At 62.0% G+C, this 13,785-nt stretch carries 14 protein-coding genes; 7 read left to right on the plus strand and 7 right to left on the minus strand.

Translation table 11 applies throughout. The features are described from left to right. Positions 1 to 59: 59 nt before the first annotated feature. Positions 60 to 1,484 carry a class II fumarate hydratase gene (locus tag ACILSO_RS21595; protein ID WP_395739535.1) on the plus strand — a complete coding sequence of 475 codons (1,425 nt, stop codon included), beginning with the start codon at positions 60 to 62 and terminating at the stop codon, positions 1,482 to 1,484. Positions 1,485 to 1,552: 68 nt separating this feature from the next. On the opposite strand, the gene ACILSO_RS21600 is transcribed toward ACILSO_RS21595, so the two are convergent. Both ACILSO_RS21600 and ACILSO_RS21605 read right to left on the minus strand, forming a co-directional pair. Beyond that, on the minus strand, positions 1,553 to 2,056 hold the full coding sequence (locus ACILSO_RS21600; protein WP_395739536.1) for a universal stress protein: 504 nt from the start codon (positions 2,054 to 2,056) through the stop codon (positions 1,553 to 1,555). 99 nt (positions 2,057 to 2,155) lie between these two features. Beyond that, entirely contained in the window at positions 2,156 to 2,611 is a 456-nt protein-coding gene (locus ACILSO_RS21605) for a hypothetical protein (RefSeq protein WP_395739537.1), read from the minus strand. A 112-nt stretch (positions 2,612 to 2,723) separates the two neighbouring features. On the opposite strand from ACILSO_RS21605, the gene ACILSO_RS21610 reads away from it, so the two are divergent. From ACILSO_RS21610 to ACILSO_RS21630, 5 genes are all read left to right on the plus strand, one after another. Beyond that, positions 2,724 to 4,307 (plus strand): hypothetical protein, encoded by a 1,584-nt coding sequence (locus ACILSO_RS21610; protein ID WP_395739538.1) that lies wholly within the window; start codon positions 2,724 to 2,726, stop codon positions 4,305 to 4,307. A gap of 83 nt (positions 4,308 to 4,390) precedes the next feature. After that, positions 4,391 to 4,831 (plus strand): hypothetical protein, encoded by a 441-nt coding sequence (locus tag ACILSO_RS21615; protein WP_395739539.1) that lies wholly within the window; start codon positions 4,391 to 4,393, stop codon positions 4,829 to 4,831. Positions 4,832 to 4,837: 6 nt separating this feature from the next. After that, positions 4,838 to 5,692: an alpha/beta fold hydrolase gene (locus tag ACILSO_RS21620; RefSeq protein ID WP_395739540.1), complete on the plus strand. Its 855-nt coding sequence runs from the start codon at positions 4,838 to 4,840 to the stop codon at positions 5,690 to 5,692. A 67-nt stretch (positions 5,693 to 5,759) separates the two neighbouring features. Continuing rightward, the gene (locus ACILSO_RS21625) at positions 5,760 to 6,338 is read left to right on the plus strand and encodes a plastocyanin/azurin family copper-binding protein (RefSeq protein ID WP_395739541.1); all 579 of its coding nucleotides are present in this window, start codon (positions 5,760 to 5,762) and stop codon (positions 6,336 to 6,338) included. A gap of 109 nt (positions 6,339 to 6,447) precedes the next feature. Beyond that, positions 6,448 to 6,864: an OsmC family protein gene (locus tag ACILSO_RS21630; protein ID WP_395739542.1), complete on the plus strand. Its 417-nt coding sequence runs from the start codon at positions 6,448 to 6,450 to the stop codon at positions 6,862 to 6,864. A 417-nt stretch (positions 6,865 to 7,281) separates the two neighbouring features. Here the strand turns inward: ACILSO_RS21630 and ACILSO_RS21635 are convergent, their stop codons facing one another. Both ACILSO_RS21635 and ACILSO_RS21640 read right to left on the minus strand, forming a co-directional pair. Continuing rightward, on the minus strand, positions 7,282 to 7,998 hold the full coding sequence (locus ACILSO_RS21635) for a hypothetical protein (protein WP_395739543.1): 717 nt from the start codon (positions 7,996 to 7,998) through the stop codon (positions 7,282 to 7,284). A 160-nt stretch (positions 7,999 to 8,158) separates the two neighbouring features. Then, entirely contained in the window at positions 8,159 to 8,896 is a 738-nt protein-coding gene (locus tag ACILSO_RS21640) for a DUF1080 domain-containing protein (protein WP_395739544.1), read from the minus strand. Positions 8,897 to 9,161: 265 nt separating this feature from the next. Between ACILSO_RS21640 and ACILSO_RS21645 the strand changes: the two genes are divergently transcribed. Next, on the plus strand, positions 9,162 to 9,569 hold the full coding sequence (locus ACILSO_RS21645) for a VanZ family protein (RefSeq protein WP_395739545.1): 408 nt from the start codon (positions 9,162 to 9,164) through the stop codon (positions 9,567 to 9,569). A 43-nt stretch (positions 9,570 to 9,612) separates the two neighbouring features. Here the strand turns inward: ACILSO_RS21645 and ACILSO_RS21650 are convergent, their stop codons facing one another. The 3 genes from ACILSO_RS21650 to ACILSO_RS21660 form a co-directional block, all read right to left on the minus strand. Next, positions 9,613 to 11,901, minus strand: a complete 2,289-nt coding sequence (locus ACILSO_RS21650) for an ATP-binding protein (protein ID WP_395739546.1) — start codon at positions 11,899 to 11,901, stop codon at positions 9,613 to 9,615. Positions 11,902 to 11,991: 90 nt separating this feature from the next. Next, positions 11,992 to 13,194, minus strand: coding sequence for an NADH-quinone oxidoreductase subunit H (locus ACILSO_RS21655; protein ID WP_395739547.1), 1,203 nt, complete (start codon positions 13,192 to 13,194; stop codon positions 11,992 to 11,994). Between the two features lie 96 nt (positions 13,195 to 13,290). Next, entirely contained in the window at positions 13,291 to 13,629 is a 339-nt protein-coding gene (locus tag ACILSO_RS21660; protein WP_395739548.1) for a DUF4282 domain-containing protein, read from the minus strand. Between the last annotated feature and the right edge of the window lie 156 nt (positions 13,630 to 13,785).

The raw sequence follows: 13,785 nt of genomic DNA on the forward strand, positions 1-13,785 counted from the left end.
AGCAGTGACTCCCGGCTTTGTTTTGCCCGCATTCGTCATTCCGCACACGTATCCTTTCCATGAACACACGCACCGAGTCAGACAGCATGGGGGAGATGCCCGTGCCCGAGGATGCCCTCTACGGTGCCAGCACTCAGCGCGCCGTGCTGAATTTCCCCGTCAGCGGTCGCACGGTGCCGCTCCCCATCATTCATGCCTACGGCCTCATCAAGTGGGCCGCCGCACACGTGCATCACGCGCTCGGCTTGATGCCGCAGGACAAGACCGCCTTCATCGAGCAGGCCGCCTTGGAGGTCGCCGCTGGCAGGCACGATGCGCATTTCGTCATCGACATCTACCAGACCGGCTCCGGCACCAGTACCAACATGAACGTGAACGAGGTCATCTCGAATCGCGCCTGCCAGCTCGCCGGAAAGCCCATTGGTGCCAAAGACCCCGTGCATCCGAATGACCACGTGAACATGGGGCAGTCCAGCAACGACACCTTTCCCACCGCCATCCACATCGCCGTGGCGCGGGAGTTGCAGCATCGCCTCCTCCCTGCCTTGGAGAATTTGCGCACGGCTCTCGCGGCCAAAGGCGTTGAATTTTGGGACATTCTCAAAATCGGCCGCACCCACCTCATGGATGCCACGCCCGTTCGCCTCGGGCAGGAGTTCAAAGGCTACGCACGTCAGGCCGAGCTCGGCGTGGACCGTGTGCACAAAGCTCTCAACGGCCTCATGGAGCTTCCTCTCGGCGGCACCGCCGTCGGCACCGGTTTGAACAGCCATCCGGACATGCCGGCGCAGGCCATCGCCCTGCTCGCGGAAAAAACCGGCCTGCCATTTCGCCGTGCGCAAAATCACTTCGAAGCCCAGTCAGCCAAAGACGCGCTCGTGGAGGCCAGCGGCCAGCTCAAGACCATCGCCACCAGCTTGTACAAGATCGCCAACGACATCCGCTGGCTCAGTTCCGGCCCGCAGTGCGCCATCGGCGAGATCATCCTTCCCGCCACCCAGCCCGGCAGCTCCATCATGCCCGGCAAAGTGAACCCCGTCATGTGCGAGAGCCTCATGCAGGTCTGCGCCCGCGTCATGGGAAATGACACCACCGTCACCTGGTGCGCCGCCAATGGGAACCTCGAGCTCAACGTCATGATGCCCGCTCTCGCCGCCGCGCTGCTTGAAAGCATCGAACTCCTCACCAACGCCACCACCCTCTTCGCCACGCGTTGCGTCAGCGGCATCATCGCCAATCACGAGCGCTGCACCAATTTCATCGAGCACAGCCTCGCCATGGTCACCGGCCTCAACTCCAAAATCGGTTACGACAAAGCCGCCGAAATCGCCAAACAAAGCGCCAAAACAGGCACCCCCGTCCGCCAGCTTTGCCTCGATCGCCTCCAAGACCTCGGCATCACCGAAGCTGAGCTGAACGAAGCCCTCGACCCCGCCAACATGACCACTCCCAATCCAGCCATGGTCGGCGGCGGAGGCGGATAAAAATCAGAAATCTGAACTCTGGGAAATATTTCTACCCCTGATCTTTCTACCTTTTTTCCGGGATCGTTTCACGCCGGCAAAGGCACTCCCAGACCCACATCCTCAGCAGGCGCCTCCGCTTGAGTCACCTTCACGGCACGCATTTGCGGCGCTGGCACACTCGGAATGATCACCACCGGCCTCTGAGCGTTCCGGATGATCCCTTCTGTCACGCTGCCCACAATCAGATGATACAGCGAGCCATGGCCATGCGATCCCATCACAATGACATCTGGATCGATGCTCCCGATTTGTTCCAGCAGCGTCTCCTGCAGCGGTCCTCCATGCACCTCCGCAGATGCATGAACTCCTTGCTCGATCAAATCGTTGCGCATGATTGAGAGCTCCTTCTGTCTCGCATCAAACACATCGGGCGGCACGGCCGGAGGTTCGAAGTCCACCACCAGCGGTTCCGGCGGCACCACATGCATCAGCACCACTTCACTGTCGAAAGCCTTGGCCAGAGACTTGGCATGGTCGAGAACCCTCGAGCTGACGTCGGAAAAATCGATGAGCGCAAGAACGGTGTTCATAACATCAAGGGGTGGTTGTTTCGCCAGTTCGGCTCCCCAGAAAGAATACGTGTTTCACGTCCTGGCCAGTTGGGCTGAAAACGGCATTCTCGCCCAAGATCACACCTCGTACCATGCCACATCCGTCTTCACCGGTTTCAGCTTCGCCACGGCTTGAAATGCCTCGCTCGAGCGCACCGCCCTTTCAAATTCATTCGCTCCGTCCGGCGTGGTGCACAGGCGCGTCCCATGCTCCAGCGCCTGAAGGTCCGGGGAAGGGGAGTAGTACAGCGTCAGAGACAGCTGGCTCATGCCATCCTCATCTTCATTTCCGGGTTCCATAAAATGCCGGGTGAACTCCAGTTGAAAGCCCGGCACCGGTCCCTCCTCATGCATGCCCCACTCGCACAGCAGCGTGTCTCCCTCCTCCTCATCCAGCACGCAGTCCTCCGCACGCACATTTCGGTAGAAGGCCGTCATCTGCTCCAGCGCCCCCTCGGCACCGAGGCTCTCCACCGTCTTTCCGGAGGCGGTGACGGCGGCTTGAAACTTCGAGGCTGAATCCGCAGGGTGCATGGTTCAGCAAACAGATCGTCTCCGTCTTCTGTTCTGGCCGCATGAGAAAACCGCATAATCTGTCACTTTTCGCAAACGCCTCGCCGCCAGGCGCTGTCTTTACCACAGCTGCATGATTCCTTACCGCCACCTTCAAGCTGCCGCCTTTCTTCCACCTTGGTGGCTGGCGTCTCTGTTCCTGCTCAGCTGCGGCGTGGTGTTGCGCGCAGACTGGCGCGATGACATCGGCTACACCCAGCTGGCCGCCGAACTCGGAGCGGCCATGCCCACCGGCGCGGGCATCATCCTGCTGGATTCCGAGGCCAATGACCAGACCTCGCCGCCCAATTACCTGCCCCAGGCCGGCGGCCCGGGTACTTTCGTGGGCGCAGACACTTACGCTGGCAAAACGTTTACCGCCGGCTCCGGGGCGGGCGTGGTGCTCAGCCACGCGCAGTCCGTGGCCTACTACTTTTATGCCAATGGCACCGGCGTCGCACAAGGCGCCACGGACATCCGCATGTACACGGCAAACGATTTCCTCACCGGCCTCTATTCAGCCACGGGACCGACGGATTTCGGGGCGCGCGTGCAGAATCACAGCTGGAAAGGCAGTGCGGATACCACCACCGATCCCCAGCTGCTGCGGAGCTTGGATCTCATGATCAATCGGGACAATCGCATCGTCTCCGTCGCGCTGGACAATAGCACCGGCGCCATCCCGCCCCTTCTGGGAAACAATTACCACGCCCTCACCGCCGGAGTTCGCACAGGAATCCATAGCCTGGGCGGCACCAACACCGACGGCTCCGGCCGCATGAAACCCGACCTCGTCGTCAATGTCTCCGAAACCAGCTACGCCTCTCCCGCCATCGCCGGTACCGCGGCCGCCCTGCTGCAATCCGCCTCCGCCCTCGCCTCCGGCAGCGCGAATGCGCAAATGCCCCAGGTCATCAAGGCCCAGATGCTCGCCGGAGCCTCTAAGCGGAACCTCCCCCAATGGCTGCGCCAGACCGATGCTACCCCCTACGATTCCGTTTTCGGTGCTGGAGAACTGAACATCCGCAATGCCTACTATATTCAGCAGGCCGGCCAGCACACCTATTCCACCATCACCGAGTCTCCCTCCCGTGGCTGGGACTACGCCACCACCAATGCCGCTGCCGGGCGCAGTTACTTCTTCAGCATCCCTGCCGGGCGCTACGGCACCACCTTCTCCGCCGCGCTGACCTGGCACCGCAAGGTCTCAGGCTTTCCTCGCGCCTACAGCAGCACCCTTGCAGACCTGAACCTGAAACTCTACGCCTCCACCGGCCTCACCCCAGGGACCACGCCGCTCTACTCCTCCACCAGCAGCGTGGACAATGTGGAGCACCTGTTTTGCTACAATCTGCCGCCTGGGCAGTACATGCTCGCCGTCTCCACGACCAGCGCCAGCAGCGTTTCCTACGGTCTCGCCTGGGACACCCAGCTCGGCCTCGGCCCCGCTGTGTCACCGCGCCTCAGCGGCGGCCAGCTGTTTCTGGATCTCTCCGGCCTCGATCCCCAGATTAGCTACACCCTCGAAAGCACGCCCAATCTCGCGACTCCCACTTGGACGACCGAGCAGACCATTCGCACCGCAGACACCACGGCCTCCTTCACCTACACTTGGCAGAAACCCACCGCCCCCCAGGGCAGCTGCTTCTACCGCCTCCGCTGGACGCCGGTGCGCTAAAAAGAAAGCATCGCCCGCATCCCCGTTTCATCCCGCCTCTTTTTGATCGCCTTTCCATCCGCCACGGCTCAAAATCCCGCCGCATGAGCCTCTCCTCCCCGCATCCTATCTTCGTGCTCGCCGCGCTTGGTATTGCGTCCACGGTGCTCATGCTCTTCATCGCCTTTCGCGTGCGCCGCCTTGGATTGAAGCTGCTCCTCGTGCTCATCTCTGTGCTCACGCTTGCCCCGGCAGGCCTGGTTCTGGCCTCCGCCTACCCCGAGTGGATCGACGCCCGCTACCGCAGCTACAAGACTTTCTTTGCTGACATCCAGCTCGGCATGACGCGGGACGAGGTCATGGCCGTCCAGGCCCGGCTTTACCCGGAGGGCGGCCCGCGTAAAAAGCCCAGCATCCTGGTGGAGGACGAGCGCAGCATCACCTTTTTCATGCACCCGGAGCACACCACCGAGCCCAACTGTGAAGGCATTTTCCTGGCTTTTGAAAACGGCAGGCTGAAATCCAAAACCTATTCACCTGACTGATTCTCCATGTCCCTCTGGAATCGCGTCCTGCGCATCGTCGCCATCATCGTTCTCACGCCTGTGATCTTCCTGCTCAGCTGCCAGTCCCGGCTCATTTACTTCCCGAATCCATACCGCGCCGAGTATGAAACGGCGCTCCGCAAGGCCAAAGGGGAGCGCATTCGCTACACGACCTCGCAGGGGGCGCAGACGGCCTTCTACATCCCGCCGCATTCGCCGCCTTCCTCCGGCCTGCCGCAGACCATCTGGCTCTGTTTTGCCGGAAACGGCTCCCTGGCGCTCGACTGGCTGCGCCATACACCCGGGTGGGACGTTCACCATGCCTACTTGCTGATCGACTACCCCAGCTACGGCGAGTGCGAAGGCGAGCCGACCCCCGACCGCATCCGCGAAAGTGGCAAGGCCGCCGTGGCCGCACTGGCCGCGCACCTCCAGACCACCCCGGCAGACATGCACCCGCGCCTGGCCGTGCTTGGTCATTCCCTCGGCTCTGCCGCCGCACTCATGGCCGCGGATGATCTCGATGTCCGCCGCGGCGTGCTGCTGTCTCCCTTCACCACCATGACGGACATGGGCCGCATCGTCCTCGGCTGGCCCCTCTGCCACCTGAACCGCCACCGTTTTGACAATCAAAAGGCACTTGGCCATGTCGCCGCCCGTCCGGGCGCCCGCTTCGTCATCTTTCACGGCGGGGACGATGAGGTGATCCCCGTGCGCATGGGCCGTGAGCTCTCCCAGGCCCACCCGCAGGTCGTCACCTTTCACGAGATCCCCGGCGGCCATCACAATGACCTTCTGGAAACCGACGCCCCTCTGATCGGGCGCGCCATGGAGGGCGTGGTGGCCGGCGCTCAGCCGTAAGCCACACGGCGGTTGCTTTCACGCGCCGCTGTGCTCTGATGCCTGTTCAATCCCTCATTTCCAGCCCATGTCCGCCCACTCCTCCTCTTCGGAAAACTCCTCCTCCATCTGGTCTCTCCTCAACAAGGTCATCGGTACCATTCTCGGTGGTGTCGTGCTGCTCTGGGTGCTTGCCTTTGTGGCGGAAGGCCTGGGCTCCCTGCGCCCGAAGCCGAAGGCTGAAAACCTCTCCACGGCCGCTGCCGCTCCCGCCGCCCCTGCGGCAGACCTGCCCACGCTGGAAGTCACCATCAAGCCCGACGGCCCCAGCGGCATGGCGTTCGACACCAAGGCCATCAGCGCCAAGGTGGGCCAGAAGATCAAGCTCACCCTCAACAACTCCCACCCCCTGCCTCTGCCGCACAACATTGTCGTTGGCAAAGTGGGTACCAAGGACAAGATGACCGCCATCGCCACCGCCGGCATGACCCTTGTGGACAAAGGCTTCATCCCTGACTCTCCGGACATTCTCGCCCACACCGGCCTCGTCCAGGCCACCAAGAGCGAGACCATCGAGTTCACCGTCGCCGCCGCTGGCGAGTATCCCTTCTTCTGCACCTTCCCTGGCCACTTCATGCTCATGAATGGCCTCATCACCGTGCAGTAATTTCCCCCCTCAAGTCCCACTCTTAGCAGTGATGGAGTTTTGAAGCAGGGAACCGAGCACTGCCTCTCCCTCCCCAACACTCCATCTCTCCAAGACTCCCCTCTTTCCCATGGCCGTCTCCATCAGCGTTGACTACGAAGGCGGCTTGCGCTGCCGTGCCACCCATGGCCCCTCCCAGGGTCAGTTGCTCACAGATGCCCCCGTGGACAATCACGGCAAAGGCGAGTCTTTCAGCCCCACCGACCTCGTCGCCACCGCCCTGGCCACCTGCATGGCCACCGTCATCGGCATCAAGGCCCAGCAAAAGGGTTATGACATCGCCGGCATGAAGGTCAGCGTGGAAAAGCACATGAGCGCAGACAGCCCCCGCCGCATCGTGGGACTGCCCATCACCATCGAGATCCCCCTTCCGGAAGACCACCCCGACCGCAAGCTCCTCGAAGCCACCGCCCTCGGCTGCCCCGTCCACCACAGCGTCCACCCCGACATCGACAAACCGGTGACGTTTGTGTGGAGCGGGAAGTAAAACGAACTTCCAAGGCAACTGCTAAGTTCAGGTCCTCAAGACATCTTGCTGCCGCTCGCCTGCGCTGGCAGGAAGTACGACAGGCCCTCCTGCCTGTTGGTCAGCGCTCACACCAGCCCCAACGTCGCCCCCCGCCTCAACGGCTTGACTCCTCTGGATGGAGCATACTCTGACCAGTGGCCATGCAGGCTGAGGCCGTCCGAAATGGAGTGCCAGCAGAGCTGGATGATCAGCTCTCCCTCTTCACCCAGATACTCCGAATCTTGGTTGCGCTGGGAGTGCTGCAGCCGGCGAGGACGAATGAGATGGCAGCGAAGCTGCATCTGCCCTGGGATTGTGAAAACGAAGCCGCCGAAGCCCCTCATTCTTCTTGGTAGAAGAGCTCAGCTCCGCCCGGCGCTGATTCCCAGGTCCCGCCTACCGCACCCACCGCGCCCCGCTGGAAAGCCCCACGTGCCAGTCGCGCAAATGCATGTCCGAGTAGTCCGTCTTGCCCTGCGCACCCACCATTTTGGTGCCCGTGGCACGCTTCCATGCCTGGCTGAAGCTCTCCGCCGTGTGGCAGCCCCAGCTCTGGCAGTAGGCCTTGCCGCTGAAGGCCCAGCGGCTGATCTTCCGCAGATCATGCTCATGCAGCCATGCCGTGGAGGTGGCGTACGTGTCCGAACTGTAGTCAAACATGAAGCTGAACTTGTTGGAGTGCCCGAAGTACTCAAACCCCGAAATCTTCAGCCCGCTGCGGCCTGACGCCCCGTTGTTGATGTAGTGAATCAGTTCGTCCGTGGTGCGGAACCACACCAGATGAATGTACGGGTAGGCCTTGGGCACCGACTCCACATTCGCCGTCAGGGCCTGGTGATCCGCCGCGCCGCGCCGCACATACCCATCCCGATACACCAGCCAGGTGATGCGGGTGCCTGCCGGTGCCGTGTTGTGAATCTCCTGCATGCGCACGCGTGCCGTGCGGATGAAGTTGCCCCACCAGCGGTCATGCTGCTCCCCCGGCCGGCGCAGATCCTCAAACTGCCGCACTGCGGGTCCGCCGCTGACGACGAGGTATTCAGTGTCTGCGGCAGCATTGACGGCAAAGCCAAAGGTCAGCAGGAGAAGCGTGGAGAGAAACAGGCGGGGCATGATGAAGTAAATAACAAAGCACGGCTGGCCCGTTTCTCAAAAAGATTGTCCCTTTTGATCCCGGCCTTCGGAACGATAAACGACAACAAAAAAGCGGCGGACGCAGGCAGTTACGCCGCTCCGCCGCCAGGCATGGATAAGAAGTTCCCGCAGAACTGGCTTACTTCGTCTCCACCAGTTTGAAATTCTTGAACTGCACCACCATCGGCGGGCCGGCGTGGATCTGCAGCGCCAGCAGGCCTTCCTTCGGCGCGTTGGCGGCGTCCTCGTCCGTCACATCAATGGTCTGCATGCCGTTGATGAAATGCTGCACATGGTTGCCCTTGGCCACGATGCGGTACTCGTTCCAGTCTTCGTTCTTGATGCTGGCCTGGATCGCGGCGCTGTCTCCCACGCTGCCCGTCACTTCCACCACCGCTTTTTTGCCGCCATCCGCCGCAGGCTTGATCACCGTCTTCTCACCACGCTTCGCCAGGATGCCGCGCCCGCGCTCTTCGTAAAGGATGCCGCTGTAGGTCTTGCCCGCTTCAAAGTCCGCCTGGTAGCCGCTGATGATCGGGCCGTTCTCTCCCGCTGGCAGTTCCTTGCTCCGATACTGCAGACCGGAGTTTCCTTTTTCGATGCGGTATTGAAACGTCAGCTCAAAGTCGCTCACCGTGCCGCCCTTCCACACCAGGAAGGTGTTGTGCTTCAGAATGCTTTTCACCGGAGCGTCCGGCTTGGCCGGGTCAGCGGGAGCTGCCGGCGTCTTGCCGGTGATCGTGCCATCCACCACGCTCCACAGCTCCTTGTTGCCTTCCCATCCGGTCAGGTCCTTGCCATTGAAGATTTCCTTCTCCCCTGCGGTGGCAAAGGAAAGTGCGGTGAAAAAAGCGGCGAGAGCGAGGTGCAGTTTCATGATTGGGTTGGAATGGATTGAATCAATCGGGCGAAGCTTTACGCCCACCCCCGCACTTGTCTATCGCTTTGGCGCTGCGGAACGGGCGCGCGCAAAATAGAGCGTGGAATTGGAATGCTGCGTTCTTTGGCTCGTTTCTGTCCTTCAAGTCCTCACGAATGCCCCACCGCCTTCGTAGAGCGCTTCATGCGCGAGCTCCATCACTCCGCTGCATCCCACGAATCCCGCTTGCTGTTTCCTTCCGTCATGATACCACCGCGGAAGCATGAAACTGCCGCGCCTCTTCTCCTCCCCCACGCTCTGGCGCTTTCTAGTCCTGCTCTGGTTCGGCACCCTTTACTGGCTCTCCTCCCAGAGCCATCTGCCTTCTCCCGCGACTTTCGAAGGCGTGGACAAGTTCGAACACGCGATCTTTTTTTCCGCCGGCGGCATGTGCTTCCTCCTCGGCCTGCGTCTCGCCGGTTTTGCCCGGTCCACCCGCATCGCCATCCTCGCTTCCGTCCTGTTCTGCGCCGCCGTCGGCGGCTTTGACGAATGGCACCAGCTCCACACCCCCGGCCGCAGTGGCGGCGATGTCTGGGACTGGATCGCCGACCTCTGCGGCGGCTTCCTCGGCGCCTTCCTCGCCATGGCCGTCCAGAAATGCCTTCCCAGACGCCAGATCGAGGCGTGACGTTACCGAGGCCTTCGACGGACGGACCATCGCCCCTCAGGCTTCACCCTCGCGGGTGGCCGGCACGGATTTCAGCCAGCACCTCCTCTAGTTGGGCGAGATTCAGCGGCTTGGTCAGGTGCCTGAAATATCCGGCCACGTTCGATCTGCGGACGTCGCTTTCGGCACCGTATCCCGTCAGCGCGATGGCAGGCAGGCCGGGGCGCAGGCGGTGAATCTGCCGCAGCAGTTCGTGGCCGTCCGTATCCGGCAGGCCCAAATCGCAGATCATGAGGTCAAACTCCTGGCTGGCGGCGCACGCGCAGGCCTGCTGCCCTGTCGTCGCTGTGGTGACGTCGTACTGCCTCCGGGTGAGCAGCCGCTCCAGCACGTCCCGGCTCGGCTCATGGTCCTCCACGATGAGAATGCGCAGGCGTCCGGCAGGCGTTTTGTCTTCGTCCACGCCGCATGCCTGCGCGTCGCGTGCCTCGCCCGCTGCAGGGGCTGGCGGGCCTGCGTCTCCTGGCGTTCCCGGGGCCTCCTGCAGCAGCACAGGTATCTCGATGGTAAAGCAGGCTCCCTGGTTTGCTCCCGCGCTGCTGGCCTGGATCTCGCCTTCGTGCATCTGCATGATGCGCTGGGAGATCGCCAGCCCCAGCCCCAATCCGCCAAAAAGATGGGTGCCTTCGCGCTCCAGATTCGCGCCTTGCGCAAAAGCTTCAAAGATCCCGGGCAGATCAGAAGGCGGAATGCCAATGCCGCTGTCCTGCACGCGCACGCAGATGCGGCCGCCATCGTCAGTGTTGCTGCTTTCGATGCGGATGCTTCCGCCGCGGGGCGTGAACTTGACCGCGTTTTTCAGGACGTTCCAAAACAACTGCTGCAGCCGCACCGGGTCTGCCCACACGCGTGCATGCCCGGCCTCCAGCGCCCAGTGAATGCGGATCTCCTTTCCCATCGCGTCGGCATGCACCTTGTTCTCCGCATCATGCAGGATCGCGTGCAGGTCTGCGGCGGCCAGGTCCAGCTTCAGCTTGCCGCGGGTGATCCGCGTCACGTCCAGCAGGTCGTCGATGAGGCGCGCCTCCAGCTCAATGTTTTTGCGCACGCTCTCAAAATCCTCCCGCACCTCCGGCGGGTAGGCGGGGTTGCCCGCGCCGTCGCTCGCCAGCAGCAGCACAGGATTGAGCGGAGTGCGCAGCTCGTGGGAGAGCGCCGCCAGAAAATCATCCTTCGCATTTGAGGCTGCCAGCGCCTGGTCGCGCGCCTCCCGCAGCGCCTCGTTCATTTCGCGCTCTGCGCTCCACCGTTCATGCTGCTGCTGCTCCCGGAGGAGCTGCTCCGTCTTGCGTGCCGTGATGTCCACCAGCACGCCCGCCAGCTGCACGGGCTGCCGTTGCTCATCGCGCATCAGCGTGCCACGCGCCATCACCCAGCGCTCCGTCCCGCCGGCGGCCGTCAGGCGGTATTCAGATTCATAGCGGCGGTCCTGCTCCACCGCTGCCACGATGTCGCGGCGCACTCGCTCACGGTCATCCGGATGCATCGCACTGGCGTAAACGGCCAGCGGCCCGCCTGCGGCATCCTCGGCGGAGACGCCGAAAATCTCCGCACACGCAGCATCGGCAAACACCCGGTCTCGGGCAATGTCCCACGACCACGTGGCGATGGCGCCCGCATCCAGCGCCGCCTCCAGCTTCGTCTGCACTTCCGAAAGCTGAAACTGCGTGCGTTTGACAGACTCCAAGGTGTAGAGAGCTTCCACCGCCACAGAGGTAAACTGGCACAGCCCCTCGATCAGCCGCGCATCCTCCGCATCAAACGCGGGCGTCACGTGGTGGGACACCACCCACATCGTGCCGATCGCCCTGCCTTGGCGGAAAAACGGCACCAGCAGCACCTCTGTCAGCGGCACTCCCAGCCCTTCCGCATAGGGGTAGTGGCGCACCAGGTGCTTCATCAGCTGCGCCTGCTTTCTCTCCACCGTCACGCCGCAGGGGCTGAAGACACGCGGCATCGTTCCTCCCAGAAAACAGCTCATTTCACCTGCCACCGCACGCCAGCGAAAGATCTCCTTGCCATCCTCCACCTCCTCCAGGCTGATCCCCGCCGATCCTGCCCGGCACAGGCGCATCGTTCGTTCCACCAGCTTTTGCAGCACCGTCCGCGGATCCTCCGTCAGGTGGCTGGCCAGTTCCCGCAGCGTGGCGTTCTCCACAGCAAGATCTGGCTCGCGCGAGGGCCGGCTCTTCAATTCCTCCGTCACCAGCACCTCCGCCAGCGGGCAGGCAGGTTGGAACAGGGAAGATGCCTCATCAGGAGACGCGGCAGAAGAATGCGAAGGCTCGGTCACGAGAAAAGGTGCGTCATAAAACTCGTTATCCGACTGAGATGCAATCGAATAATCACCCGCCCTTCGCCCGCCCTCCAGGCTTCTGCAGGATCACTTCAGCGGAAACGCCCACATCAGCAGCGCCGTCAGAAACACATTCGCCAGCGCCAGCTCGAAGAACACCTTCCAGCCCAGCGCCATCAGCTGGTCAAAGCGGAAGCGCGGCAGCGTCCAGCGGATCACGATGAAGAAGACGATGAAGGCGAACACCTTGGCAAAGAACGTCGCAATGTGCAGCAGTCCGGTGTACAGCGGCGTCGTGCCCGGTGTGTAGTGGAACTGCAGGCCCGTCAGCTTCGAAAGCTCCGGCCCAAACGGGATGCTCCACCCGCCGAGGAACAGCGTCACCGCCATGCCCGAGCCGATGATCATCGCCGCATACTCACCCATGAAGAACAGCGCAAACTTCATCGAGCTGTATTCCGTGTGGTAGCCTGCGACGAGTTCCGTTTCGCACTCCGCCAGGTCAAACGGCAGACGGTTCGTCTCCGCAAACATCGAGACCGTGAAGATCACAAACGAGATCACGATCGGAATCAGCAGCACCCAGCGGGACAGGCTCAGGCCCTCGCCCCACAGCGGCAGCAGCAGCCAGCCGTTCGCATCTTGAAACGCGGACATCTTCGTCAGGTTCAGCTCGCCGAAAATCATCAGTACCGGGATGATCGAAAGCCCCAGCGACATTTCATACGAGATCATCTGCGCACTCGCGCGCACACCGCCCAGGAAGGGATACTTCGAGTTCGAAGCCCAGCCCGCCAGCACAATGCCATACACACCGATCGAAGCGATGGCGAAGGTGAAAAGCGGCCCCACGCTCAGGTCTGCGATCACCAGCTTGATCGGTTCCACGATTCCAAAAGAAGTCAGGTTCAGCTCGCTGCCAAACGGCAGCACCACGCACGTCAGCAGCGCCGGCACCACCGTCATGCACGGGGCCAGCCAGTAGTAAAACTTGCGCACATGCGCCGGCACAAAGTCCTCCTTCAGGATGAACTTCAGGCCGTCCGCCGCCGCCTGCGCCAGACCACCGATGCCAAAGGGCTGCCAGTCTTTCTTGAACCCAAACAGCGTCAGCGGCACTCCCACACGGTTCGGACCCACGCGGTCCTGGATCACGGCCGAGATGCGTCGCTCAAAATAAACGGCGATCGAGACCAGCGGCAGGATGACAAGGAAGGTCAAAAACACGATCTTTCCCACCGAGATGGAGAGCGCAAGGAGATCGTAAGTGGCGAGCAGGGGAGTGGACATCGGCACCTCGATTATCAGGACGCAGCGAGGGGCGGCAACCGCAATTTGTGAAAAATTTCACAAAGTCCTTCCCACCTCCTTTCCGACCACCATTTCCTATCGCCTGGTCTTCCCAATCTCCTTCGATGCCTCCCCATCCAACGGCGCGATATGCTCCGCGATCCGAAAGATCGCCAAAATCAGCTCCACCGCCACGCGTGCGACGATGAGGTAGAGCAAAAAGGCCAGCGGTGCCGTGACGAAGCCCCAGAAGCCGCTGAACATCCACACACCCGCATAAAAAAGCGCCGCCAGCAGGCTCAGCACATACAGCATCCGCACCAGGTGCGGCGTCACGTAGCGCTTGAAGGACAGGTCCAGCACCAGGTCCAGCACGGCGCGGATCTGCTGCCACAGGCTGGAAAGCGCGGAACTTGAGGGGGGCTCGGCATTCATGTTCTGCAACCTAGGCTCCCCCTCGGTGGGCGCAACTTGGCAAATAAATGCCTGCAAATGGGAACCTTGTGGCGGCGTTGGAATACTGGTTGCGCGTTTTCACATCCGCAGCCAGAATCCGCGCCTCTTTTTCCGCCCTGTGGCCAGGTGCCCTAA

The organism is Prosthecobacter sp. (assembly GCF_044226605.1).
Lineage (GTDB): Bacteria > Verrucomicrobiota > Verrucomicrobiia > Verrucomicrobiales > Verrucomicrobiaceae > Prosthecobacter.

Excerpts from the sequence above, each read along its gene's own strand:
- ACILSO_RS21635 (WP_395739543.1), bottom strand. The coding sequence starts at position 7,998 with ATGCCCCGCCTGTTTCTCTCCACGCTTCTCCTGCTGACCTTTGGCTTT.
- ACILSO_RS21615 (WP_395739539.1), top strand. The coding sequence starts at position 4,391 with ATGAGCCTCTCCTCCCCGCATCCTATCTTCGTGCTCGCCGCGCTTGGT.
- ACILSO_RS21625 (WP_395739541.1), top strand. The coding sequence starts at position 5,760 with ATGTCCGCCCACTCCTCCTCTTCGGAAAACTCCTCCTCCATCTGGTCT.
- ACILSO_RS21620 (WP_395739540.1), top strand. The coding sequence starts at position 4,838 with ATGTCCCTCTGGAATCGCGTCCTGCGCATCGTCGCCATCATCGTTCTC.
- ACILSO_RS21655 (WP_395739547.1), bottom strand. The coding sequence starts at position 13,194 with ATGTCCACTCCCCTGCTCGCCACTTACGATCTCCTTGCGCTCTCCATC.
- ACILSO_RS21595 (WP_395739535.1), top strand. The coding sequence starts at position 60 with ATGAACACACGCACCGAGTCAGACAGCATGGGGGAGATGCCCGTGCCC.
- ACILSO_RS21645 (WP_395739545.1), top strand. The coding sequence starts at position 9,162 with ATGAAACTGCCGCGCCTCTTCTCCTCCCCCACGCTCTGGCGCTTTCTA.
- ACILSO_RS21630 (WP_395739542.1), top strand. The coding sequence starts at position 6,448 with ATGGCCGTCTCCATCAGCGTTGACTACGAAGGCGGCTTGCGCTGCCGT.
- ACILSO_RS21640 (WP_395739544.1), bottom strand. The coding sequence starts at position 8,896 with ATGAAACTGCACCTCGCTCTCGCCGCTTTTTTCACCGCACTTTCCTTT.
- ACILSO_RS21610 (WP_395739538.1), top strand. The coding sequence starts at position 2,724 with ATGATTCCTTACCGCCACCTTCAAGCTGCCGCCTTTCTTCCACCTTGG.
- ACILSO_RS21600 (WP_395739536.1), bottom strand. The coding sequence starts at position 2,056 with ATGAACACCGTTCTTGCGCTCATCGATTTTTCCGACGTCAGCTCGAGG.
- ACILSO_RS21605 (WP_395739537.1), bottom strand. The coding sequence starts at position 2,611 with ATGCACCCTGCGGATTCAGCCTCGAAGTTTCAAGCCGCCGTCACCGCC.
- ACILSO_RS21660 (WP_395739548.1), bottom strand. The coding sequence starts at position 13,629 with ATGAATGCCGAGCCCCCCTCAAGTTCCGCGCTTTCCAGCCTGTGGCAG.